The organism is Companilactobacillus bobalius (assembly GCF_002179915.1).
Classification (GTDB): Bacteria; Bacillota; Bacilli; order Lactobacillales; family Lactobacillaceae; genus Companilactobacillus; species Companilactobacillus bobalius.
In genome coordinates, this window is record NZ_MYFM01000007.1 from 35,891 (window position 1) to 61,581 (window position 25,691).

A 25,691-nucleotide genomic window follows, 5' to 3' on the forward strand; every position below is an offset into this window, starting at 1 on the left:
TTAATGACGGTTAAAAAAATCACACTCAACACAGAGAAAAAAACACCGATTTATGAGTACCCGATTACTCTACGTCAAGGAGATACATCAATTCAGATTCCTGTTGATCTTGAGGAGGATTTTAGTGAAAAGGATTTAACGAAAACTAAATTAGGATTCTATTCAGATAAACCAGATGCAACAACGATTGAAGATGATGAACAAAGTCATTTTCAAATTGGTGCTGATAAGAAGTCATTTACGTATACGTTTCCTGATGAACTAACTGATGCCTCAGGATCAACAACCAATACGTACTTTAAGATTGGTAATGATTCTACCTCCAACTTCTATATCCATATTTTGACCAAAGCCGGCATGGAGAAACTGGAGTCGGGAGATTATATTTCTAAAGTTGATAGAATATTTAACCATGTTATGTCGGATTACACTGCTATCAATGACCTTGCTGAAACCGGTAAAGGAACATTTGATACAGCATTAGCGGCTTCTAAAAAACAAATGAAAGATTTAATGGATAATCTTAATGCTAAATATGTTCAGTTTATTAACTCCAAGACCACTGAATTTAAAACTTATTTAGCTAATCTGGACAAGCAAGCAGCTGATGTTAAAAATAAATATACCGCTTTGAAAACTCAACTAGATGCCTTAGAAGTTCCTGAAATTGGAACTAGAAACTATCTTTTAAATTCATTAAAGGAAGTTTTTTATGCCGGTCAAAATATACAAAATCAAGTAATTTATCCTTGGACCTTTTCTTTTGGACAAATAAGTGGAAATGCTGTTGTTAATCAAATAGCTACTTTCAGTGTAGATTGGAGGGTAGATAAGGTAACTACTACTGGGTATATGGTTCCTCAAGTAAATGCAAAACCTTGGCAGATAAATGGAGAAAATCAAATTAAACCAACAGCTGAAAAAATGTCAGGGCACTATACTTATACATTTAGAATTACTGAGGATTTGAGCAATTCGTTATCGACAATGTTAGGGTTTCAAGTTAACTACATTGATGGAACCATTAGGTTTAAAAATGCTCAATTAAAACTCAGTAACGTTGAAACAGATTTGACCATTGCTCAAGAAGATTTTTTAAATGACACATATAATTTGCTTCCAGACTCTAAAGAAATGACTTCTTGGGTTAAAAAAATGACCTCAGTTGAGCTTCAACAAGATACTGATGGATACAATATGATTCACATGTTTGGAAATTATTCATCATACTATACAGTCGTCTCACTAAAAAAGGGAAAAGAGTATACCTTTAGTGGTGATTTTAAGATGTACAATAATGGGCCAATATCACTTGTTTTTTATATAAGTGATTTGGACAATCCTGATAGTGATGTTCAAGGGATAATAATTTCAGATGTTGGAGTTAAGTCGTGGACTAGAATGTCAGTAACCTTTGAAAATAAATATATGATTCAAAACGCTATGGTGAGGGTAGAGGCTCATGGAAATTGGGAAGGAATTGGAGGTTCTGTTTTTGCTAAAAAATTGCAATTAGAGCCAGGCTTGACATCACGTCCTTGGGGCCCTAATCCTTTAGATCCAATGGTTTTACAAAAATCTAAAATTACGGCTGATAATGGTTCTTTTGAAATAGCACTCCTTAATAATGAGAATAAAGATTTTAAGGAATTAATAACAAAATTACCATTAGGTTTTCATACTATATATTGTCAGGCAGGAGTTAAAAATAATCCTAGTGGCGATAGTATGTCAGTTAGAGGATGGGTTCATATTACTGATTCAGATCCGAACGGATACTCATTGGGATATGGGTATTTTGTAGAAACTGGGTCAGGACCTGTTAAAGCCTGGACGGTCTCGGTTAATTGCCCACAAGGAGCTACCGCATTCGATTCATATGTGGTGTTTAATGAAATAATCACTATTACCAGTTCGGGAAGTGTTTTTAAATCAGGCAATCAGATTCTTACAAAAGATTCCAATTGGGATGATTATGTAAATCCTGGGATATACCTGGTTCAAGGTGCCAGCGGTGGTAATAACATACCTACTAGTGCTGGGAACACTTGGGGCTATTTAATGGTTCTAAATGGTTCACCATCAGGAGGGGCAGTCCAAATATACTATAACTGTGTTGATACACCAGTTGCTCTTTATATGCGTGGAACTCGTGGCACTCCTTTGACCTGGAGTCCATGGATTAAATTAACAACACTAGATTCATTAAATGGAAAAGCTTTAAAACTCAAAGACTCTGCAGGCAAAGAAATAACTTATACAATCACAGGTCTAAGTTAGGAGGTAGAAAATGAAGCTAGAAACTTATAAAGCATTACCAATTAATCGAAGTCCAATTCGATTACTGAAGCGTGATTATTTAGCAAGAATGGATTTTGACCTTGTTGGTTTCCCATCCGGTACTGTTATTAAATTCAAAGCCTTACTTCCAGATGGTCAAGAATATGAAGACAACGATTCATCTCACTTTAGAATTTTAGGCAGTCAATTAACATATCGAATTCCAAGAAGTTTAAGTGAAAGCTCTGGCAGTTTAGTCAGTGCTTTTTTTGTTATCAATAATATAGAGAGTTCAAGGCTACTAATTCACATCACAGAACCAAACGACATCAAATCAAATAATTACATTGGTCAAATGGATCGCATTATGAATCATGTTCTGTCAGATGCAATTTTAATTAATGAAATTTCGACTAATGGGTCAGGAATTATTGATGCTAAAACAGATGAGCTAATTAAACAGATCACTGATTGGACAAACACCACATTAGCAAAGGTTAAGACAACTGTTAGTAGTTCTCTGGCATCTATTGCTGATGTCAGAGCCGTAATTGATAAAGAGATTGACGTTGATAGAAATAACTTTACAAGCAAAATGACTGATGTCCAATCAAACATTAATAAGGCTAATGAAACGATGCAATCTCTAACTAAAACGCTTGATGCAACTAAAGCTGAAGTAAATAAGATTGATGTTGTTCAAATGCAAAATGATGCTAAATCTGCTAAAGATGCTGCTAATGCAATTCAAAGCAAAATGGGGAATGTTCCCACTGGTTCAACTGTTATGAGTGAAATTAGCAAAGCTCAATTGGTAACTGGTGCGACCGTTAATGGTAAAGACGTTGCCATCAGTAATAAGAGGTTACAAATTACATTGCCTAACCCAGACCTAAGTTCATATGTAAAAACCTCAACATTGAATTCATATGCTAAGACAACAGATGTTGATACGAAATTAAAAGATTATGCAAAAAAAGGTGAAATAGTCACTGAAGGAACGATAGTAACTAAGACACCTTTATATAGAAGTACGAATTTGTGGGTACAAAGTAAGAATAATTGGCAAAATCCGAAGGATATGAGTGGTGGATCATCATTCCAACTAGACACTGACTTTAAACCTAGCGATTTAAAAAATGGCATTTTTATAGGAATTGACAAACATTTAATAACTGATAATACAACATATCCCGTTGCTTATATGCCTTCACTTTCTGGATTAATTATCCCTAAAGATATTGCTAAGTTTAGTGAAACTAATTTTTATTATTTTATTAGTAAAGAAGAAATTCAGGCAGCCCTTATAGCTGGAAATTACATACTAGTTAATGAACCACTTGATGGAAGTGTTTTAAGAGATAGAGACGGTAATTTAGCGGGAGTAAGTAGTTGGAATGGTGATAGAGGTCAAATTAAATTAGTTTTCGGTGATTCTAATGATGGAAAAATTGAAAATTTATTTATTCAAGTATGGCTACCATCAATTAAGTATTCCAGTTTGACAATTAATGTTATGAGCTTTCCAGTAATAGATGAAGTAATTGCAGTTTAAAGAAAGAAGTGATGTGAATTGAGATATTTGAAAAAGAACCATTCGTGGTTCCTTACAGGGATGGAAACCTTAGCGTTAGGATTAATATTCCTTGGAACTGGTAATTTTATTGATAGACCATCAGCAGCCCCAACATTTATCGCTACTGTGGATGATCCACCATTTGCTATAGCATTGATAATTATTGGGCTATACGTGATGTTTTCTTGTTTAGGAGTTTTAACAAAGTCGGTAAAAGACATTATTGTATTTTTACTCCTTTTTGTTTGGACTTTCTATCTAATTATCTTTGCGATTCATGATTTTAATGCCCCCGTTTTAATGCCAAAATTTACCACTATATTTATCTTGTTTATAGATATTCGAATACTCTTTGAAGCATTTTGGAGTGAACCTTAGTGGGTCAGGAAACGATAAGAACTTTACTATCTGCTATTAGTGGGGCGGTAATAACGGGGATTTTTGGTGTGTGGTTACAACGGTTGAAAAATCAGGGATCTAATGAAGGTGTCTATGCGGATCACACGAATGACCTTTTCGAAAGATTGGATAGAATTACTAATGAACGTGATGATTTAAAAGAACAAGTAATTGAATTGAAAGCGCAAGTTCAAAAGTTAAATAGTGTGATTGATTCATTGAATAAACAAATGGGGAGTCTTACTTCTCAAGTAAGTAAGTTCACCGAGCAGGAAGAGGAAAAATAAATGCAAATTATTGAAGGATTAAATTTGATTGATGTAGCACAGCTAACAGTCATTGCTATCTTGTGTTATGTATTAACAAACTCAGTTAAAAATACGAAGACCATTGACAGCAAATGGATGCCGTTTGTATCAATGGGTTTAGGACTGGTGTTGGCAATTGTAACAGCACTAGTATTTCACGATAAGGAAATTGGAAAAGCAATTATTGCTGGTTTATTAATTGGTGGTTGGACATCAGGGATGTTTGATGGAGTTCAAGGATTTTTAAATGACGGAGGAAAATCTGAATGAAAAAAAGAAAAATAACATATATTGTAGGTCTGCTTGCCGCAGGTCTATTTTTTTGCACAACAAATGTGGATGCTGCACGAACTGACATTGTTGATGTATCTAATCACAATGGGTATATGACTGTGGCTAATTTTCAAGATATGCTAAATAATTATGGTGTTAAATCAGTGATTACTAAAATTTCTGAAGGTATTTACTACCATGATTACACAGCAGCTAATAATATTAATACTGCTCAAAAGGCAGGACTTTATATCAATGGCTATCATTTTGCACGATACACTAGTGTTCAAGGTGCGATTGCTGAGGCAAACTATGCTGCTACAATGGCTAAATCAGACGGTCTACCAATTGGTTCTGTATTAGTTACAGATGTTGAAGCTGAACAGCAAAATGGATTAAGTCGTGCTCAGAATAATGCTAATAACAAAGCTTTTATGGATCAAGTGGCTAAATATGGATATCGCTCAGATATTTATACTATGTCTAGTTGGTTAGGAAATAAGATGGATATTAATTCTGGAGGCTGGATTGCAAGTTATCCTTATAATGCTTCGGGAAAAAATTGGTATTCAAATACTCATGCTTGGCAGTGGGGGAGTACATATCGCTTTAACGGGAGCTATGGTAATTTTGATGTTTCTCAAAGCTATGATGACTTTTATACAGCCAATCAATCTGCTAAAGTTGATCCACGACAAACAATCAGTAATGTTGTTTCTGTAAAAGGAAACGACTATAAGGCTTATACGACCTATAAAGCTGATGGAACTCCAAATGTTGGAACAAATGTAGTTTCCGCTACGGATTGGCTATCTGGTGGTATCAAAGTAATTAATATGAAGCCTTATTTCTTAATTGGTGGAAACATTTATCTTCCACAATCATCAACAATTTTCAAAGAAAAGGTAGTTGTTAATTATAGTTCTGACTATGGCGTTCTTGCGTATACTTCAAAGGGGCAATCTATTAAGGATTCAAATAAAACATTTAAAGGTGGTACAGAATGGAAAACTTTTGATACTTTGTATGATATTCCTAATGTCGGCTGGTGCTATAAGGTTGCTACTGATATGTATATTCCATTAAATTATATGCAGGGATCAGGATTTAAAGGTTAGTTTCGACATTTCATTAAAAGTGCATAAAGATATTACCAAAGTTAATTGCTATATTTAAAGAGTACAATTTGATTATTTTTTTGACGATAGTAAAAAGCTCTCACTCTAACAGGTGAGAGCTTTTCTTATTTGAGTTTATTTTCGCGTTCATCCAATAAATTACGAAGTTCCTTAATGTCATCGATGTTTGATCTATTTTTAATAAAGTATAAAATATATTTTTCCCTTAGAACCATGGTTAAAAAACAGACTATTCAGAAATATTGAATAGTCTGCTTTTAGATGATTTCATTTGAATGAGTTCTGCATTTTAATTATTATTTAATTTAATCTTGAATGACTTGGTTTAAGAAAGAATCAAAAGTAAAAGATTAAGAGGTTTAATAAATATCCCTTCATCTTTGAAGAATAGATAAACTAACTGGCAAATGAACTGATTAATTGTAGGCAGGGGTCAACCCTTTACCGACTGATTTTCAGAAGGTGCACCTTTGGTGCACTTTTGTTGCTTGAGACCCTATGTAATAGGAAGGAACTACCCCGATCACCGGTATTAAGCGATTAATATCAGTTAGCTCTAATCATTGTTAAATCAATGGTTAGAGCTTTTTTTGTAGATTTATTAAAAATAAGTATTTGAAATACTAAATTAAACTATTGTAAATGACTGAGTAAGGTGTTTTAATATATTCGAGAGCAACGATATTGCTTTTTATTTTTCAAATCTTTTAAAAAGTATAATTAATACTTTTTTTGAAACAAAAGGTGAAATAATGATAACAGAAAAAGAGAGAGTACGTGGTAGATTAAGAAGAACCCTTACTCAAGTTGGTTTCGATATACCAGATTTAGAAAAATGTATTTTTATTGTAGCAATCTCTTATCTATCAAGCAGCGGTAGATGTAAATTATCTAAAAATGGAATTAGTCGAAATTTTTCTCAATTAATAGATTCTAAGGATATTGAGGTGTTAGAACCGGTTATTCCAGTAATCGAACTTGTAACAGATAATATTTCCTCGGACATTTATCAGCATATTGTCGATTGTGTTGATGAAATGAATGGAGAAGATATAGGATTATTTGTCCAAGAATATTTCAATGTGAACTCTAGACGTCTATACGATGAAATTGAAACGCCTAATGATATAAATGATTTATTGGTAAGATTAGCTAATATAAGAGCAAACGATACCGTTTTAGACCCTAGTTGTGGAATTGGGGGGACTTTACTTACAATCATTAAAAATAATCCTCAACAGCGTGTATATGGCCAGGATATAAACCCACTACGTGTCGCTATTGCAGAGATGTTATTAGATATTAATGGTTCAACGAATCATCAGCTTTTTGTGGGTGACACTTTATCAGATCCCCAATATGTTGAAGATGGTAAATTGATGAAATTTGATGTAGTGATTACGGAACCGCCATTTGCCATGCAATTCCCCAGAGGTCTAAATGATATAGATAAGTACGATAGATACTCTTTTGGGAAGGTTCCATATGGAAAGGCTGATTGGGGCTTTATCATGAATGCTATCAGTTCTTCTAAAAAGTCATCTGGTCGAGTAGTATTATTGCTTCCTACTGGAGTTCTGTTTAGGGGAGGATTAGAACGAGATATTCGTCATAATGTTTTGAAAGAAGACCTCTTTGAAACGGTAATTTCTTTACCTGGAGGGCTGCTCTTTAATACATCAATTCCGACTAGTGTCTTAGTATTTAATCGAGATAAGACGATTGAGCATAAAAATAAAGTTCTGTTCATAAAGGTTTCTAAGGAGGAAACGTTACAAATTCGTCGTAATTTGTGGTTAAAATCAAATGAAATTGAAAAGATTGTAACTACTAACCGTAATTTAACGGAAATAGAAAATTATTCTTTGTTAGTACCAATTGATCAAATTTCGGATGACAGTATGATGGTTGAAAGATATATTAAAAAAACGGTGTATAACTTCGACGACAAAAAGTATTTAATTAATTTAATTGATTATTATAGCGGGGATACGGTCCCATTAGAGAATATTTCTAAAATAGATCGTGGTTACAATATGATCTCTAAAAATGAAAGTTTGCAGGGGAAATATTGGATCATGAGAATTTCAGATATGAATTCGACCGGAATTAGTTATACAAAAATGTCTCGCGGTGACGTTGAGGAACGGACTAAAGTTGATAATTACGAATTACAAAACGGTGATATTGTAATGGCCGTTCGTGGTTCATTCAAATTGTTAAAAGTTGAAGATATTCGCCCAAACACATTGATTAATAGCAATTTAGTTAGATTAAGGGTCAATTCCAGTGTATATGATTCACAATTTTTGAAACTGTTTATAAATAGTCCTATCGGTAGGGCTCAATTAGAAGATATTATGGTAGGTACAACGGTTCGACAGATACCTATAAAGAGTCTGAGTCAATTTGAAGTACCTAAAGTCGATGTAGATAAACAAAAGAAATTTGTTCAAGATTATTTACATAAAAGTGATGAAATTAAGGTAAAAATGAGGCAATTACAAGATTTACAAGATAAATTTAACCAAGAATTGTATCAAAAAATGGGCTTAGGTGGCCTATATCAAGTTGATGACGGAGGAAAAGACAAATGATTTATAATTTCTATGGCTTTATTATAATTTTGAATGATTCAGACAATAAAATGATTTATCGATATGAGAATGTTAAACGTCCAGATGAAGTCAGTTATAAAAATAATGAACAGTATGTTAAGGAATATAATAATGGAGATGCTGCTGCAATGACCAAGTTGATAAAGGCTAATAGTGGATTAATTCATAGTTTGGCTGGCCGTTATTCTCATTATTTAGGTTCGAGTCTATCTGAAGAAGATTTGGTTCAGGTTGGCTATATTGGCCTGATGAAGGCCGTTAAACGATATGATCGTAATCATGATAATAAGTTTTCAACATATGCTTATTGGTGGATCAAAAAAGAAATGTTGAGTGAAAAGGACAGTGTCAATTCAATAATCAGAATTCCCAATCATAAAGCAACGGCTGCCAAATTAATTAAGTCACTTCGAAATCAAAGCATGGACCTGTATGGGAAAATAGATGTAGCTTGGATTTGTCAAAAAGCCGATATTACTAAAAAACAATACCGACGTTTGATACAAGTTGACCAAGAAAAATTGAAACCAATGAGTTTGAACCATCCAATATCCGATAATGAAAGCAGTCAATTAGCCGATATTTTACCGGATACAAAACAAAGTATGCAGGCTATTATCGAGAATGATTTTCTAAGAGAAGACCTATACAAACAATTGCATCAACGTTTAACTTCAAGAGAAGTTAAGGTTATTATTGAACGCTATGATTTTGATAATCAAGGTCAGCGAACTTTATCGGTAATTGGACAGGAAATAGGAGTTACTAAAGAACGTGTTCGTCAAATTGAAAAACAGGCTATTGATAAATTACGTGATATAGATGGATTAAAAGACTATTTCTTTAATAATTAATGTGATCCACTAGAACGGAGACAGCGCTTTTGTCGAGATATTTATCGTTGAAATTTTGTTTCTTACTAATTTTGGTTTTACCATTTAAGAATCCTTGGATTGTTATCCTTTGATTCTTTTTTATTTTGTGGTCAAGTTTAACGGAGGTAACAAAATACTGGTCACTGGTGCTCAAGGGTACCAATAGTAGATTGGTTTTACCAGAATTATCGGTATGAAAGTCTTTAATGTAAAAATTATTTAAAGTAATACTCATGAAAAGGATATTGCTATCATATTGTTGCATAGAAGTTATATCCAGTTTTTTCATAATATTTGGATATTTTGATTCAGTTCTTGATGACTTTTTTCTTTGTGCTGCTTTAATTACATTATTAGATTGGTTATTGATCAAATTATTGTATGGAATATTTGTACCACCAAAAATGGTTAAACCAGTTAACAGGGCAATCTTCTTTCTATTCATATCAATGTTTCTCCCTCAAAATTTTCAATTTCAAAATCATTATAATTCTTAAATATCATCAAAAGTAGAAAATTGACTATGTAAATTTTGATAAAATGTAGCATTTTATTTATTAGTAATTTCTTCACAAAATCGATCAAAAAGCATATTAAAAAAGTTACTTTTTTGTTAGGATACAAGTAAATATTGAGGCGAGGTAATGCTGTGAATAGAACCGTCGATCATCTAATCCATATAATGTTTGAGGAGCTATCAGTCAATCGAGTGAGAAAATTTACTATAACCGACTTGACTAAGGCGTCAAAAGTTACTAGAGGTACGATCTACTATTATTTCAATAGTATTGAAGATATTTATATGGCTACTTTTGAGAAAAAGATTTTAAATATGGCAATTAAGGAGAGCGATGATTTTAACGAATTCGTCAGTAAATTTATTCTATATATTAGTAAGAATAAAACCTTTAGTTTAAATTTTTATCGATTAGCTGAATTGAGTATTAGAAAGAAGTTCTTGATCAATATTTTTAATAGTCAGCTTTTAGAATGTAATTTCAAAATTAATCCAGAAAATATATATCTCGTTAGTGGTTTGTGCTTTATTATAATTAATTGGCTAGATAATGGATTAGAAATGAAAACAGAACTCGTTATTCAAGAAGTTAATCATTACTTAGAATTTTTTCAAATTACTTTTAAACAGATTTAAAAAAGTGTTCAATTTTTGAACACTTTCAGAAAACTGCATATATAAACTTGAAAAACATTTAGTTATGATAATAACTGTAATCAAGTTGATGATATTTAAGCACTGATTTGATTAAATCTAAGTAAAGGGGTTACGAGTAATAATTTTGTAGAAAAAGTGATGATAAGAGTCATCGCTTTTTTGTGTTTAACGCTTGGTTTGAGATTATTTAAATTTCATGTATTATATATACTTGAGGTGGAAAAATGTTTAGAAATGCAAAAGCAGAGGATGCGGATCAGATATTGCCAATCCTTTTCCAAATCTTTGATGAGATGGAACTCGATGTATTTAAAGAAGTTGGCGATGAAAAGATGGCTCAAGTTATTAAGGAAGGTTTCTTCCAACCTGGCTATCGTTATGGATTGGATAATATTCTCGTTAACGAAATCGATGGTAAAGTAGTGGCAATTATGGTCGGCTATCCTGAAAGTTTAGAGGATGGCATTGATGAACCCTTGATCAAAATTATGCACAAGTACGGCATTAAAGAAAAGAATTTGTTTGGCGATAAAGAGGCCTGGCCTGGTGAATGGTATTTAGATTCATTTGCAGTCGCTCCAGATTATCAAAATAAGGGTATTGGAACAAAAACAATGGAGCAATTCATTGAGGTTATGCGTGACCGTGGTGAGAAAATCCTTAGTTTGAATGTTGACGTAAATAATGAGCCTGCTAAACATGTATACACAAAGACTGGTTTTAAGAAAGTCGGTCAATTGTATATCGGTAGTCATCTATACGATCACATGCAATATGATTTAGCAAAGTAAGTTTGAAGGAAAAATATTTCTTACTAAAGTTTGGTTAGAGTGGAAATATGTTTAAATTCTCAAATTTTACTCTGGACTAAACAGTATTTTGAATGTTTTGTTAAAGAAAATAATACATAATCTTTCTAAACAAAAAAGTGCTCGTATCAACCATATGGCAATGTTGCCTTGGATTGATATGAGCACTTTTTTAATTACATTTACTCTTGAAATTGTTCAAGTAAGGAATTTTATTTTTCAGTAAATTGTTATCCAGATCTGCATTAGGAGTAAGAGTTGGTAGCTTAATGTATTTATTTAAAAAGATAGTTAAAAGAGTACCGATAGGACCATCGTCCATATTAGCAAAGTCTAGTTCCAGTCCGGGATGACCCTGTGCCAGAATAGTTGGTTGCACACAGAGAATTTCTTTGCCATCTTTAGTGACGTGATAATCGGATATAACTAAATTGCCAGTGACATTCCAATTGATCTTACTAAGATGGACGTACTTTAGATCTAGCATGGGTATAGCATTGATTGTTGCTTTTTCCTCACCATTGATCTCAATTGAATAAATTTTTAAAAAGTTATTTTTTAATTTTATTTCACCGATCAACGTATTCAAACGATTATACAATTTAATTAAGAAAGGATTTTTTTTATCGCGGGATGCAATAAAAATGGTTTCCTTGTTTTGATTGATCACTACTAGGATATTACCAACCGCTAAGTCCGCTTTTCGAATATAAAGATTCATCATTTATTCTGATTCTTTGCCTTTGCAATAACTTTTTCAACAATCTGGGCAACGCCATCATTGATGTTATTATCTGTTTGAATCTGTGCTAATTTGGCAATAGCGGGAATAGCATTCTTCATGGCAACACCAACACCAGCATCTCGAATCATTGACTCGTCATTGAGATTGTCACCGATAGCCATGGTTTCTTCTTGAGCGATGTTTTTATCCTTAGCAAATTGTAAAAGTGCAATACCCTTTTGGGCATCAATACTGTTGATCTCTACGTTATTTGGTGAAGATGATGTCACAACAACGTCATCAATGTTTTCTTCGATGTCTTTTCTCAAGGGTGCTAAAACTTCTGTATCCTTGCCACTAAAGGCCAACAGCTTCATAACTTTGTAGGAAGGATCACTGAGAATTTCATCGTAGCTGCTAACAAAATTCATTGGTGTTAATTTGACACGAGCTAAAGTATCTTGAAGTGCTTGTTCATAAGTTGTACTAGGATTTAATTTAACCAATAACTCCGCTAAGCTAGAAACACGTAAATCTTTGTTATCTGAGAAAATTCCCTTGTTAGTGACTACTTCGAAGTAAATTTTGTGTTCCTTTAAGTAATTGATAACTTCTGTTTTTGATTTTTCAGAAATAGGATTACTTGAAATAAGTTTTTCATTTTCATCGTATACTTCAGCACCATTTAGAGTGATGTATCCGGGATGAACTCGATTTTTCAAAAAAGGCTTAGCTTCATCAAGGCTTCGACCAGTTGCTATTATAAATTCAATGCCATTCTTTTGGGCATCTTTAATGGCTTTGATATTGCGATCTGAAACAGCCATTTTATCGTTCAATAATGTACCATCCATATCGGATGCAATTAATTTAATCATAAAGTTCCCTCCGAGTGCGTTATGCTATATGTGAATGTTACCATATTTTATGGAATTAATATCAAACAGGTAGGTGTAAATTTGAAAACGCTAATAAAAAATGATTGGCAAGGTGTTCTTCAAGGTGAATTTGACAAACCGTATTATGAACAATTGCGTGAATTTCTTGTTAATGAATATAATACCCAAACAATTTATCCAGAAATGCACCATATTTATCAGGCTTTTCAGTGGACCTCATTTGCTGACACTAAAGTCGTAATTTTGGGACAAGATCCTTATCATGAACCTAATCAAGCTATTGGTTGTAGTTTTGCAGTGGCTCCGGGTGTAAGAATACCGCCTTCACTGAGAAACATCTATAAAGAATTGCAGGATGATTTGGGCTGTACACCAGTCGAACACGGTTATCTTAAAGCTTGGGCTCAACAAGGTGTACTGCTTTTGAACTCAGTTTTAACCGTTAGACGTGGACAAGCCTTCTCACATAAGGGAAAAGGTTGGGAACAACTAACTGATTATGCGATCCATGCACTATCTGAACGTGGAAAAGTGGTCTTCATTCTTTGGGGAAATGCTGCTAAAAGTAAGATTCCTTTGATTGATCAGTCAAAGAATACAATTATATTTTCACCACATCCTAGTCCATTTGCTGCTAGATATGGCTTTTTCGGCTCCAAACCATTTTCTAAAGCAAATGCCGCACTTTTAAACTATAATGAAGAGGAAATAAATTGGCAATTACCTGAGAATGCCGATGAGACGGAGGAATAATAATGGATTTATTTGAAAGCCTTAAAAGTAAAATTGATGGAAAGAATTTGACAATTGTTTTCCCAGAAGGTGAAGAACCTAGAATTCTAGGCGCCGCATCTCGACTTTTTAAAGAAAATATTTTGAAGCCTATCTTAATTGGTGAACAAGATAAGATTGAACAAGTTGCTAACGAAAAATCATTTGATATCTCTGGAATTGAAATCGTTGATCCTAAGAAATATGCTGATTTTGATACTTTAGTTGATAAATTTGTTGAACGTCGTAAAGGTAAGAATACTAAAGAACAAGCTGAAACAATGCTTTTAGATAATAATTATTTTGGAACAATGTTAGTTTATACTGGCAAAGCTGATGGTATGGTTTCTGGTGCAATCCACTCAACTGGTGATACTGTTCGCCCAGCTCTTCAAATTGTCAAAACAGCTCCTGGTAATTCAAGAATTAGTGGTTCGTTCATCATGCAAAAGGGTGACGAACGTTACATGTTTGCTGATTGTGCAATTAATATCGATCCTAATGCTCAAGAATTGGCTGAAATTGCGGTTCAAACTGCTAAGAGTGCAAAACTCTTTGATATTGATCCTAAAGTTGCTATGCTTAGCTTCTCAACTAAAGGTAGTGCCAAGAGTGATGACGTAACTAAAGTAGCTGAAGCTACTGAAATTGCTCACAAGTTGGCACCTGATTTGGCCCTTGATGGTGAACTACAATTCGATGCTGCATTTGTACCAAGTGTTGGTGCTCAAAAGGCTCCAGGTTCACAAGTTGCTGGTCATGCTAATGTCTTCGTCTTCCCAGATCTACAATCAGGTAATATTGGTTACAAGATTGCTCAAAGATTTGGTGGTTTTGAAGCAATTGGACCTGTTTTGCAAGGACTTGCTAAGCCAATTTCTGACTTATCACGTGGTTGCAATGAAGAGGATGTTTACAAGTCTGCCATTTTGACTGCTGCCTTAGCATTATAAAATTTAGGAGAAATTATGCTTGAATATCAACTAACAACCCATTCATATGAAGAGACTGAAATATTGGGAGCAAAAATATCTGAACTGTTAAAAGCAGGGGATGTAATTGTTCTAAATGGTGATTTGGGTGTCGGTAAAACCACTTTGACACGTGGGTTGGCGCGTGGCTTAGGAATTAAAAGAAATGTTAAAAGTCCTACATTTACTCTGATACGTGAATACAAGGATGGAAGATTGCCACTTTATCACATGGATGCTTACCGTTTGGAAAGTAGTCCGGATGAGGATTTAGGATTCGATGAATATTTTAATGGTGATGGAATTACTATTGTTGAATGGCCTCAATTCATTAAAGATGAAATTCCAGCGGAGCATATTTCAATTAATATTGCCCGTTTGTCAGATACTGATCGTCAAATAGTCTTTAAGCTACATGGTGAAAAATACGCTGACCGCAAGTTTGGAGATCTTTAATGAGTGAAGAGTTAACTTTACGAGAAGCAATTCCTAGTGATGCTGCTAAATTGATAAGCTTTTTAAAAAAGGCCAGTCAACAGTCAGATTTTATTGTTTTCGAAGACTTGAAAGATTTAACCGTTAAAACTGAAGAGAAATCTTTAGATGCTATTTATCAATCTAAAGTAGATGAATTGATGGTGGCTGTTTTTGATGAAGGAATCATTGGTTATTGTCGAATTGAAGCTAAAGATAATGAGCAAGCGGAATTAGGAATCGTAATCGATAAAGATTTTTGGAATAATGGGATAGCGTCCTATCTAATTGAAGATACCCTTGATTGGCTTGAGTCATCACCGTTAAAGAAAATTTTCTTAGAAGTATATAAAAATAACCCTGTCGCAATTCATATTTATCAAAAATATGGTTTTGCAACAGAGTTAACAAAAGATAAAACGTTAATTATGTCGAAGATGGTCTAGCTAGTAAGCTTAACCATCTTTTTTATTTGTTCAGTTCCAAATTGTTGTTCAGTCTTAACAAGGATTTCAGCACAAGCAACGCTATCAGCTAGGGCATTATGATGATTACGTAAATCAATATTTAAACGTTCAGAAACAGTGTTCAATTTGTGATTAGGAAAATCAGGGAAAAACTTACGACTGGTTCTTAAAGTATCGATTGTTAAATACTTAGGTACCATAATTCCATAATTAACCAAGGTTTTCTTTAAAACACTATTATCAAAGCTAGCATTATGAGTCGCAACTAAATGGCTACTGTCGAACAAAGGCTGAATGTGTGCCCAAACTTGATCGAAAGTAGGTGCATCTTGAACATCCTCTGGTCTAATGTGATGTATTTGAATATTACGAGGACTGAAATATTGTTGAGGATTTATTAATGTATAAAAGTTATCAACAATTTGATTGTCACGGACGAGTACTAGAGCTAATGAGCAAGCACTATCACGACTTCCGTTAGCAGTCTCAAAATCCATAGAAACAAAATTCATAAGTTAAACTCCTTATATGTCTAAGTCTAATTCGATGGGACAGTGATCTGAACCATAAATATCAGTGTGAATGTCAGCGTCTTTTAACATTTTTTTACCATTGTCGGATAGAACGAAGTAATCGATTCTCCATCCAGCATTATTTTGGCGAGCATTGAAACGGTAGCTCCACCATGAATATTTAACATCATCGGGATGCAAAATTCTAAAGGTATCGATGAAACCACTATCTAATAATTCCGTAAATTTAGCTCTTTCCTCATCAGAGAAACCAGGATTTTTATGATTGGTTTTGTCATTCTTAATATCAATTTCTTCATGAGCAACATTGAGATCACCACATAGAATGACTGGTTTATCAGCTGATAATTTTTGCATATATGCTCTTAAAGCATCGTCATAACGCATGCGGTAATCCAAGCGTTTAAGCTTTTGTTGGGAATTAGGGGTGTAACTATTAATTAAATAAAAATTTTTGAATTCTAGAGTTAATGTTCGGCCCTCATCGTCAAATTCATCGATTCCTAAGCCTTGATGAACGTCTAAAGGCTCCTTCTTGGTGAAAACGGCAGTGCCAGAATACCCCTTCTTTTTAGCGTAGAAAAAGTATTGATGGTAGCCATTTAAATCGAGATCAATTTGACCTTCTTGCAATTTAGTTTCTTGGATACTGAAGATGTCGGCATCTAATTCTTCAAAAGTTTGAACAAAATCTTTTTTGACTACAGCACGTAAACCGTTTACATTCCAAGATATAAGTTTCATAAAATCACCTCGGCACAATTATAGCATTATTGTGGTGTTTGTTAGTTCGTTATGTATCTAAGTATGTGATAAAATTATATGTAAGTCTATGCAACATAAAGGATGATGAATATTGAATTTTCCAGTTGATGAATTACCTAATATTGAATTTAAAATAAATGAACCACTCGGTAAGTATACTTTCACTAAAACGGGTGGAAATGCTGATGTTTTAGCATTCCCTAAAACTCGTGAAGAGTTAGTGAAAATTGTCGATACTGCTAGGGTCAATGATGTGCATATTACTATTATTGGTAATGCCAGCAATTTGATCATAAAAGATGGTGGAATTAGGGGAATTGTTATCATCTTGCCTAATTTCCATAAAATTACAGTATCTGATACTAAAGTTACTGCTGAAGCTGGCGCAACAATTATTAATACAACAATTGCTGCACAAAAAGCTGGTTTAACTGGCATTGAATTTGCTGCCGGTATTCCAGGTAGTGTTGGTGGAGCAGTCTTTATGAATGCTGGGGCCTATGGTGGTGAAATTAAGGACGTCTTTGAATCCGCTGAAGTGCTATTACCTGATGGTCATATCACCACTATTAACCATGAACAAATGGACTTCTCATATCGTCATAGTATAGTTCAGGATAATGGTGGAATTGTAATTAGTGCAACATTTGCATTGAAACGCGGTAAAAAGGAAGTTATTCAAGAAGAAATGGATCGTTTGAACGAATTAAGAAGATCGAAACAACCGCTTGAATATCCTTCTTGTGGTAGTGTCTTCAAACGTCCAAAAGGTCATTTCACAGGTCCCTTGATTATCAAAGCTGGTTTGCAAGGTAAGATTGTTGGTGGAGCTCAAGTTTCCATGAAACATGCGGGCTTTATTGTAAATATTAAACATGCCACAGCAACTGACTATATGAATTTGATACATCTGATTCAAAAGACTGTAAAAGAAAAGTTTGATGTCGAACTTCATACCGAAGTTCGGATTATTGGTGAAGATGAAAAATAAAAAAATGGTAGGTGTTGTCTGTGGAAATAATTGAATCAATTATTTTGATTCTCTCTTTATTAATTATTGCCAATATTGTAAGTCACTATTTTGTATCGATTCCACCCAGTTTGTTACAAATTGCGGCGGGGATTTTAGCGGCTCTATTTATACATGTGAAGATCTATGTTGATACGGAATGGTTTTTACTGGCGTTTATTGCGCCAATTCTATTTAATGATGGAAATAATTTTCCCAAAAGAGAGCTCTGGAAATTAAAGGGTCCTATTTTAGGAAATGCGATTATCTTAGTTATTTTATCTACGGTTATTGGGGGAGTGTTTGTTAAATGGCTCATTCCTCAATTACCTTGGGCAACGGCATTTACATTAGTGGCGGTTTTGTCGCCAACTGATCCAATTGCGGTTGAATCCATTGCAAAAAAAGCTCATATTCCGGATAAACTGATGCATTTGATTAATGGAGAAAGTTTGATCAATGATGCATCTGGTTTGATTTGTTTTAAATACGGGGTTGCTGCAACAGTGACAGGAGTTTTTTCACTGAAAAGTGCAACAATGGATTTTTTCCATATATCAATTATCGGTGCTTTGGTTGGTGCCGTGATGATATGGATTTTCAATGGAATTAGATTGTATCTGATTAATCAAGGTGTCGATGATTCAATTTTGCATGCGATTATTCAGATTATTATTCCATTTATTATTTACTATGTGGCTGAAGATGTTTTTGATGTTTCAGGTGTTGTAGCGGTCGTTATAGCGGGTATTTTAAATATTTCTTCTGGTAGAAATATTAGTAACTTTACTCCTGAAATCAGATTGGTTACTTCACGAACCTGGGATTTAGTGGTTTATGTACTTAATGGTATTGTTTTCGTTCTTTTGGGAATCGAAATTCCTTTTGCAATGGAGGAATTGGTCCATAACGATAATATCAATACTTTTGGAGCCACGTTACTAGCCTTTATTATTTGGATAATGTTAGTTGTAATTCGTTTTCTTTGGAGTTACGTTTATTCAACATTTTCAAATAATGGCGATGGCAAGATTGTTTTGTGGTCAAAAACCAGATTTGATGACTGTTTGATGTCAGGAATTTCTGGTGTTCGTGGCGCCGTTACAATGGTTGGTGCTTTGTCAATTCCAATGACAATCAAGGGTGGAGCTGCTTTTCCATCTAGAACACTTCTATTGTTCATTGCCAGTGCAGTTATTATTTTCAGTTTGTTAGGGGCAACCTTGTTGATTCCTATTTTGACTAAGAATAGTGCGCCAGTTGCTTATCGTGGTAGCACACTTACCTCAGAAAATGAGGATGATGAGAATGATGAAGATACTGATGAAACACCAATTGAGTTAACAGAATACGAGGCTAACCGAGTTATTTTAGAGAAGACTGTCAAAAAACTACGTTCAGAGATGGATGATGGCGATACGGCAGTTTACTCATCTGTTATTGCTGAATATTTGTATGATGTTCGTAATTTAGGCATTCAATCACGTAACCAGGTTAAAACTAGTCAAATTAGTAAGCGTCGGGTTCGTGGTAAAAAAGATGCTGAATTGTGGGATATTTCTTTTAATTGTGAATTAGAAGCAGTTGATGAATTATATGATAATCACGAAATATCTGACGAGTCTTATGATTTGGCAATAAAGAAGATTGCTCGTTATAAAAGAGAGATTGTGCATCGCCGTTCTAATCAAACGGTTGAATTTTTCTACAATTACTTCCGAAGAACTTATTTACAGATTAAGCATTTGATTTATCGTTCTGTGAATTCAGATGATATTCAACAGATCAATCAGGATTCAATTAAGATTTCTATTGCTGGTGCTAAGAATGCCTTAGAGAAATTACAGGAATTGAATCAATCAGATTCTGACGGTATTGATGATGATTTAATCTATATTTTTCAACGTCATTACGAAGATCGTTTGGAATTGTTACAAGGGAAGTATCGTGGACGCTCGCCTCAATTCAATAGTGAACGTATGAATCTTGAAATAAAAGCTTTGAGTTATCGTCGAGCTTTTGTTCAAGATATGTTGGAACAAGGAAAAATTAGCAAAATCACAGCTAATGAATTGCGCAAAAACATTAATTATAGTGAAGAAGTTATTAGTATTGGTGTAGATTAAAATACAAAATATGGTGAACTTTTATAATTTTTATTGTTTGTTATAATTAGTTCGAACTACTAAGGAGCTATGAAAATGAATTTTATACCAAGCAATATTTTTACGTGGCAGAATTTGGCTAACTTGGTTGATATCTTGGTAGTCTGGTATTTTTTGTATAAAGTTCTGTCGATGTTACGGGGCACCAAAGCTGTTCAATTGTTAAAAGGAATAATAATTATTTTTGGTATAAAGCTTATTAGTTGGGCTTTGAACCTGCATACTGTTTCTTACTTAATGGATCAGCTGATCAACTGGGGGATTATTGTTATTGTGATAATCTTTCAGCCTGAAATTCGTCGTGGTTTGGAACATCTAGGTCGATTGCCATTCTTTAGTTCGACTAGTAATGAAGAAGGCAAAACAAAGAATCATTTGATTGAGAGTCTTGATCAAGCTATTCAGTATATGAGTAAACGTCGTATTGGTGCGTTGATCACTTTGGAAATGAATACTGGTTTGGAAGAATATGTCGAAACCGGAATTGATTTGGATGCTGAAGTTACTGGTGCGTTATTGATCAATATTTTCATCCCGAATACACCACTGCATGATGGAGCTGTTATTGTACGGAATAATCGGATTTCCGTAGCCGCTGCTTATTTGCCTCTGTCGGAAAGTAATACTATTCCTAAGGAATTGGGAACAAGACACCGTGCGGCCGTTGGTATCAGTGAAGTGACTGATGCAATAACGATTGTTGTCTCTGAAGAAACTGGTGGCGTTATGATTACTCGGAACGGTCATATGATGCTGGATCTGTCTCGGGATGATTATCTAAAGTATCTACAAGCTCAATTGAAGGACCCTAATGAAAGTGGAACTCATTCAATTTTGGGATTCTTGAAGTTAAGTCGAAAGAAGAAGGAGAGACAAGATGAAAAAGATAATTAACAGTAATTATTTTTATGCATTTATATCTCTCTGTTGTGCCTTATGGCTATTCTTCTTTGTAAGTACACCTGGTGTGGGTTCGACAAGAGATTCTAATCAATCGAATACGTCTACAGTAACTAAAAAGGCTACGATTACAGTACCATTGCAGTTACAAGCAGATGTTGATAAGTACTACATAACTGGATACCCTGAAAAAGTTAAAATAACAATTGAGGGTCCAGCAGCACTGGTTACAGCAACAAAGAATACACAGAATTTTAATTTGTATTTGAATCTAAGAGACCTTTCTATCGGTCAACATCGAGTTCAAATTAAAGAAACTGGGTTAAATAGTGAATTGACATATAGTATTAAACCAAAATATGTCACAGTTAATATTCAAAAACGTGTAACAAAGAAATTTGCAGTGGATGTTGATTATAATAAAGATTCACTAGCAAGTGGTTATGAGACTGGAACAATTGAAGAGTCTCCAGATACTGTCACTGTAACAGGTGCGGCCTCTGAAATTAATAAGATTGATAAAGTAGTTGTTAAACCCAATTTGCCTAAGGGAATAAAATCTACGTTTGATCAAGAAGTTTTAGTGCAAGCTCTCGATAAAAATGGTAAAACAGTAAATGTTACATTAGATCCACAAACAATTCATGTGAAGATTCCTATTTCGATTCAAAGTAAGCAAGTAAATATTAATTTGAAACAAAAAGGAAATTCATCGGATACGAGTTATACGTTTGAATCTGATGTTAAAAATATTAGAGTTTTCGGTACAAAAGATCAGATCAGCGCCATTGGTGGCTCAATCGACGTACCGGTTGATGTTTCAGACGTAAATAGTAGTAGTACAAAGAAGACTATCAATTTGAGTGATGTTTTAGGTAACAAAGTTACTTTCACTGATCCAACTACTATTAGTGTGACGATTAATCGTGCCAGTTCTAATTCTAGTGCTTTGTCTAGTACGACAGGAAATACAGCTACATCAACTAGTTCAACTAGTTCGGATTCCAAGAGTAGTACTAGTGATAACACAAGCTCATCAAGCACTAATTCCACAAATGACAATAATGATAGCGAATAAACGCTGGGGGTAAATTTTTCATGACAAAATATTTCGGAACAGACGGAGTAAGAGGTATTGCAAATAAAGAGCTAAGTCCTGAATTAGCTTTTAAATTAGGTAGATGTGGTGGTTATGTTTTAACACAACACTCAGATAACGAGAACGCACATCCACGTGTTTTAGTTGCTAGAGATACACGTATTTCTGGTCAAATGCTACAAACTAGTTTAATTTCAGGATTGCTTTCAGTTGGTATTGAAGTTTTGAATTTGGATGTTATTACAACTCCTGCCGTTGCATATCTTGTTCGTGCCGTTTCAGCTGATGCTGGTATTATGATTTCAGCTTCACATAATCCTGCTGAAGATAATGGTATTAAATTCTTCGGATCAGATGGCTACAAGTTGCCAGATGACGTTGAAGAAGAGATTGAAGAACTATTGGATGCTAAGGAAGATACTTTGCCAAGACCATCTGCTGAAGGTTTAGGTAGTGTTTCTGACTATCCAGAAGGTGCTCAAAAGTATCTACAATTCTTGAAGCAAACTCTTTCTGATGACCTTAGTGGTATGAAGATCGTGCTTGATACTGCTAATGGTTCAACAAGTCGTTTAGCAAGTACACTTTTTGCTGACTTAAATGTGGACTTTGATATCATGGCTTCACATCCAGATGGGATCAATATCAACAAAAATGTTGGTTCAACTCACCCAGAACAATTGGCTCAACGTGTTAAAGAATCAGACGCTGTAGCTGGATTAGCTTTTGATGGCGATGGAGATCGTTGTATTGCAGTTGATGGCGATGGTAACATTGTTGATGGTGATAAGATCATGTTTATCCTTGGTAAATATTTGCACGATGGTGGCCGTTTAAAGAAGGATACTATTGTAACTACTGTTATGAGTAATATTGGCTTGTACAAGGCTATTGAAGCTAATGGCATGCATTCTGTACAAACAGCTGTTGGTGATCGTCACGTTGTTGAAGAAATTCGTGAGAATAACTACAACATCGGTGGTGAACAATCAGGACACGTTGTTTTGTATGAATACATGAATACTGGTGATGGTATGCTAACGGGTACACATCTACTTCATGTTATGAAGGAAACTGGTAAGAGCCTAGCCGAATTAGCTGCTCCTGTAAAAGTTTATCCACAAAAACTTGTTAATGTTCCTGTATCTGACAAGAATTCATGGGACAAACATCAAGCAATTCTTGACGTTATTAAGACAGTTGAGGATGAGATGGATGGCGATGGTCGTGTACTAGTTCGTCCTAGTGGTACACAAGCTTTGCTTCGTGTAATGTGTGAAGCTTCAACTGAAGAAAAGGTCAATGAATACTGTGACCAAATCGTTGAAGTTGTTAAAAGTGAATTAAGCTAATATAATACAGATAAAGAAATTCGAAAAAAGAGAAATTGAGGGATTGACCCTTAGTTTCTCTTTTTTTATTGGTCTATATAATGTATACCAATATTTATAATCGGTACATACCATATATACCATTTATAAAAAATATTAAAGATTTCTTGACATAATGATAATAGATTAGTATTCTAGTCATTGTCGCAAGGTGATGAGTACAGTTCAAATGAACTATACCATTTATAATAAATTAAACTATACCAATTAAGAAAGGCTATAATTATTATGTGTGGAATTGTCGGAGTAATTGGAAATAATAATACAACTGATATTTTATTAAATGGATTGGAAAAACTTGAATATCGTGGCTATGATTCAGCTGGTATTTACGTTAATAATCAAACAGGTAAAGACTTCTTGGTTAAAGAAGTTGGTAAAATAAGTGAATTAGAAAATGCCGTTACGAGTGATGTTCAAGGCCTAGCCGGAATCGGACATACTAGATGGGCAACACATGGAAAGCCAACAATTGAAAATGCTCATCCTCATTTCTCAGAAGATAACCGTTTTTATCTAGTACACAACGGTGTTATCACTAACTATGCTGAGTTGAAAAATGAATATTTATCTGACTTTAAATTCGAAAGTCAAACTGATACAGAAGTAGCCGTACAATTGGTTGACTACTTTGCTAAGAAGGGTATGGATGGCGAAGCAGCCTTCCGTAAAGCTCTAAGCCTAATTGAAGGCTCATATGCCTTTGCTATGATCGACAAAGAAGAACCAGATCGTATTTTTGTCGCTAAAAATAAGAGCCCACTTCTAATTGGATTAGGTGATGGTTTCAACGTTATCTGTTCCGATGCTATGGCTATGCTTGATCAAACTCATAAGTTTGTTGAAATTCATGATGGCGAAGTTGTTATCTTGAAGAAGGGTTCAGTTGAAATTAGTAAGATTGATGGTACTAAAGTTCAAAGAGATCCTTATACTGTAAATATTGATGAAAATGATATTTCTAAGGGTACATATGATCACTACATGTTGAAAGAAATCGATGAACAACCCAATGTTATGAGAAAGATTTCTAAAAATTATATCAACGATGATGGTTCTTTAAATGTTGAACAAGATTTATTGGATGAAATCAAGCAGGCCGATCGTTTGTATATTGTTGCTGCTGGAACTAGTTATCACGCTGGCTTAGTTGGTCGTAATATCTTTGAAAAGATTGCTGACGTACCAGTAGATGTTGAATTGGGTAGTGAATTTGGTTATCATATGCCAAAACTTTCTAAGAAACCATTCTTTATTTTCTTATCACAAAGTGGTGAAACAGCTGATAGTCGTCAAGTATTGGTTAAAGTTAATGAGATGAAGTTACCGAGTCTAACAATGACAAACGTGGCCAACTCAACTCTTTCTAGAGAAGCTACTTACACAATGGAATTGTTAGCTGGACCAGAAATTGCCGTTGCCTCTACAAAAGCCTATACAGCACAAATTGCTGTTGAAGCAGTATTGGCTAAAGCTTTGGGTGAAGCCAAAAATCTTCAAATTGCTAAAGAATTTAATTTGAAAGAACAATTAGCTTTGGCTGCTAATGGTATTCAAACAATCGTTGACGAAAAAGATAAAATTAAAAAGTTAACAGCCGATTACTTAACAAATAAATCCGATGCTTTCTATATTGGTAGAGGTGTCGATTATGCCTTATCTCTTGAAGCCGCTCTTAAATTGAAAGAAATTTCTTATATTCATGCCGAAGGCTTTGCTGCTGGAGAATTGAAACACGGAACAATTGCTTTGATCGAAAAGGATACACCAGTTTTTGCTTACGTAAATGATGGAATTGATGCTAGCCATACTCGTGGTAATATTCAAGAAGTTGAAGCCCGTGGAGCACATGTTTTGGTAATTGCTAGTCAAAAGTATGCTGAAGCTGGAGACCAAATCATTATTCCGGAAATTGATGAATTGATTTCACCAATCATCAGTATCGTACCAGCTCAACTGATTGCTTATTATGCAAGTTTGGCACGTGGTAATGATGTTGATAAACCTCGTAACCTTGCAAAAAGTGTGACAGTAGAGTAGCCTAAATTTACATAATGGATATATAATAGTCT

Annotated in this window: 25 protein-coding genes; 20 read left to right on the plus strand and 5 right to left on the minus strand. The window is 34.3% G+C overall.

The features are described from left to right. Positions 1-3: 3 nt before the first annotated feature. From LKACC16343_RS10960 to LKACC16343_RS10995, 8 genes are all read left to right on the plus strand, one after another. Positions 4-2,280: a BppU family phage baseplate upper protein gene (locus LKACC16343_RS10960; protein WP_056951625.1), complete on the plus strand. Its 2,277-nt coding sequence runs from the start codon at positions 4-6 to the stop codon at positions 2,278-2,280. Positions 2,281-2,290: 10 nt separating this feature from the next. Next, positions 2,291-3,835, plus strand: a complete 1,545-nt coding sequence (locus tag LKACC16343_RS10965; protein WP_056951627.1) for a hypothetical protein — start codon at positions 2,291-2,293, stop codon at positions 3,833-3,835. Between the two features lie 60 nt (positions 3,836-3,895). Then, positions 3,896-4,234, plus strand: a complete 339-nt coding sequence (locus tag LKACC16343_RS10970; protein ID WP_143444255.1) for a hypothetical protein — start codon at positions 3,896-3,898, stop codon at positions 4,232-4,234. Next, the gene (locus LKACC16343_RS10975) at positions 4,234-4,542 is read left to right on the plus strand and encodes a hypothetical protein (RefSeq protein WP_056951630.1); all 309 of its coding nucleotides are present in this window, start codon (positions 4,234-4,236) and stop codon (positions 4,540-4,542) included. Before LKACC16343_RS10970 ends, LKACC16343_RS10975 begins: the two co-directional genes overlap by 1 nt. After that, complete coding sequence (locus LKACC16343_RS10980) at positions 4,543-4,833, plus strand: holin (RefSeq protein WP_056951632.1); 291 nt, start codon at positions 4,543-4,545, stop codon at positions 4,831-4,833. It begins immediately after the preceding gene. After that, on the plus strand, positions 4,830-5,954 hold the full coding sequence (locus LKACC16343_RS10985; RefSeq protein WP_056951634.1) for a GH25 family lysozyme: 1,125 nt from the start codon (positions 4,830-4,832) through the stop codon (positions 5,952-5,954). Before LKACC16343_RS10980 ends, LKACC16343_RS10985 begins: the two co-directional genes overlap by 4 nt. Positions 5,955-6,727: 773 nt before the next feature. Beyond that, entirely contained in the window at positions 6,728-8,572 is a 1,845-nt protein-coding gene (locus tag LKACC16343_RS10990) for an N-6 DNA methylase (RefSeq protein ID WP_056951636.1), read from the plus strand. Further along, a complete protein-coding gene (locus LKACC16343_RS10995; RefSeq protein WP_056951638.1) occupies positions 8,569-9,447 on the plus strand; it encodes a sigma-70 family RNA polymerase sigma factor in 879 nt (292 codons plus the stop codon). The genes LKACC16343_RS10990 and LKACC16343_RS10995 overlap by 4 nt, the downstream gene beginning before the upstream one ends. On the opposite strand, the gene LKACC16343_RS11000 is transcribed toward LKACC16343_RS10995, so the two are convergent. Beyond that, positions 9,437-9,913 carry a hypothetical protein gene (locus LKACC16343_RS11000; protein ID WP_056951640.1) on the minus strand — a complete coding sequence of 159 codons (477 nt, stop codon included), beginning with the start codon at positions 9,911-9,913 and terminating at the stop codon, positions 9,437-9,439. The genes LKACC16343_RS10995 and LKACC16343_RS11000 overlap by 11 nt on opposite strands. A 204-nt stretch (positions 9,914-10,117) precedes the next feature. On the opposite strand from LKACC16343_RS11000, the gene LKACC16343_RS11005 reads away from it, so the two are divergent. Then, on the plus strand, positions 10,118-10,621 hold the full coding sequence (locus LKACC16343_RS11005; protein ID WP_056951642.1) for a TetR/AcrR family transcriptional regulator: 504 nt from the start codon (positions 10,118-10,120) through the stop codon (positions 10,619-10,621). 245 nt (positions 10,622-10,866) lie between these two features. Next, on the plus strand, positions 10,867-11,433 hold the full coding sequence (locus tag LKACC16343_RS11010) for a GNAT family N-acetyltransferase (protein ID WP_056951644.1): 567 nt from the start codon (positions 10,867-10,869) through the stop codon (positions 11,431-11,433). Between the two features lie 190 nt (positions 11,434-11,623). On the opposite strand, the gene LKACC16343_RS11015 is transcribed toward LKACC16343_RS11010, so the two are convergent. Further along, on the minus strand, positions 11,624-12,175 hold the full coding sequence (locus LKACC16343_RS11015) for a hypothetical protein (protein WP_234032519.1): 552 nt from the start codon (positions 12,173-12,175) through the stop codon (positions 11,624-11,626). Further along, positions 12,172-13,053 carry a Cof-type HAD-IIB family hydrolase gene (locus LKACC16343_RS11020; RefSeq protein ID WP_056951646.1) on the minus strand — a complete coding sequence of 294 codons (882 nt, stop codon included), beginning with the start codon at positions 13,051-13,053 and terminating at the stop codon, positions 12,172-12,174. The genes LKACC16343_RS11015 and LKACC16343_RS11020 overlap by 4 nt, the downstream gene beginning before the upstream one ends. An 81-nt stretch (positions 13,054-13,134) precedes the next feature. Here LKACC16343_RS11020 and LKACC16343_RS11025 point away from each other — a divergent pair, with 81 nt between their 5' ends. From LKACC16343_RS11025 to LKACC16343_RS11040, 4 genes are read left to right on the plus strand one after another with little or no spacing between them, the layout of a single operon-like run. Beyond that, entirely contained in the window at positions 13,135-13,827 is a 693-nt protein-coding gene (locus LKACC16343_RS11025) for a uracil-DNA glycosylase (RefSeq protein ID WP_056951648.1), read from the plus strand. A gap of 2 nt (positions 13,828-13,829) precedes the next feature. Further along, positions 13,830-14,798 carry a phosphate acetyltransferase gene (gene pta / locus LKACC16343_RS11030; protein ID WP_056951650.1) on the plus strand — a complete coding sequence of 323 codons (969 nt, stop codon included), beginning with the start codon at positions 13,830-13,832 and terminating at the stop codon, positions 14,796-14,798. Between the two features lie 15 nt (positions 14,799-14,813). Then, positions 14,814-15,272: a tRNA (adenosine(37)-N6)-threonylcarbamoyltransferase complex ATPase subunit type 1 TsaE gene (tsaE, locus tag LKACC16343_RS11035; protein ID WP_056951655.1), complete on the plus strand. Its 459-nt coding sequence runs from the start codon at positions 14,814-14,816 to the stop codon at positions 15,270-15,272. After that, positions 15,272-15,736 (plus strand): GNAT family N-acetyltransferase, encoded by a 465-nt coding sequence (locus LKACC16343_RS11040; RefSeq protein ID WP_056951660.1) that lies wholly within the window; start codon positions 15,272-15,274, stop codon positions 15,734-15,736. Before tsaE ends, LKACC16343_RS11040 begins: the two co-directional genes overlap by 1 nt. Here the strand turns inward: LKACC16343_RS11040 and LKACC16343_RS11045 are convergent. Together LKACC16343_RS11045 and LKACC16343_RS11050 are read right to left on the minus strand one after the other, a co-directional pair. Further along, positions 15,733-16,269, minus strand: coding sequence for a 3'-5' exonuclease (locus LKACC16343_RS11045; RefSeq protein ID WP_056951665.1), 537 nt, complete (start codon positions 16,267-16,269; stop codon positions 15,733-15,735). The two genes, LKACC16343_RS11040 and LKACC16343_RS11045, sit on opposite strands and share 4 nt — an antisense overlap. Positions 16,270-16,281: 12 nt before the next feature. Beyond that, entirely contained in the window at positions 16,282-17,034 is a 753-nt protein-coding gene (locus LKACC16343_RS11050; protein WP_056951667.1) for an exodeoxyribonuclease III, read from the minus strand. A gap of 112 nt (positions 17,035-17,146) precedes the next feature. Here LKACC16343_RS11050 and murB point away from each other — a divergent pair, with 112 nt between their 5' ends. From murB to glmS, 6 genes are all read left to right on the plus strand, one after another. Further along, positions 17,147-18,046, plus strand: a complete 900-nt coding sequence (murB, locus tag LKACC16343_RS11055) for a UDP-N-acetylmuramate dehydrogenase (protein WP_056951669.1) — start codon at positions 17,147-17,149, stop codon at positions 18,044-18,046. A gap of 20 nt (positions 18,047-18,066) precedes the next feature. Continuing rightward, positions 18,067-20,190 carry a Na+/H+ antiporter gene (locus LKACC16343_RS11060; RefSeq protein ID WP_056951671.1) on the plus strand — a complete coding sequence of 708 codons (2,124 nt, stop codon included), beginning with the start codon at positions 18,067-18,069 and terminating at the stop codon, positions 20,188-20,190. Positions 20,191-20,265: 75 nt separating this feature from the next. Beyond that, a complete protein-coding gene (cdaA, locus tag LKACC16343_RS11065) occupies positions 20,266-21,123 on the plus strand; it encodes a diadenylate cyclase CdaA (RefSeq protein ID WP_056951674.1) in 858 nt (285 codons plus the stop codon). After that, a complete protein-coding gene (locus LKACC16343_RS11070) occupies positions 21,107-22,207 on the plus strand; it encodes a CdaR family protein (RefSeq protein WP_056951675.1) in 1,101 nt (366 codons plus the stop codon). The genes cdaA and LKACC16343_RS11070 overlap by 17 nt, the downstream gene beginning before the upstream one ends. A 20-nt stretch (positions 22,208-22,227) precedes the next feature. Next, a complete protein-coding gene (gene glmM, locus LKACC16343_RS11075; RefSeq protein WP_056951677.1) occupies positions 22,228-23,580 on the plus strand; it encodes a phosphoglucosamine mutase in 1,353 nt (450 codons plus the stop codon). A gap of 267 nt (positions 23,581-23,847) precedes the next feature. Next, positions 23,848-25,659: a glutamine--fructose-6-phosphate transaminase (isomerizing) gene (glmS, locus tag LKACC16343_RS11080; RefSeq protein WP_056951678.1), complete on the plus strand. Its 1,812-nt coding sequence runs from the start codon at positions 23,848-23,850 to the stop codon at positions 25,657-25,659. Positions 25,660-25,691: the final 32 nt, after the last annotated feature.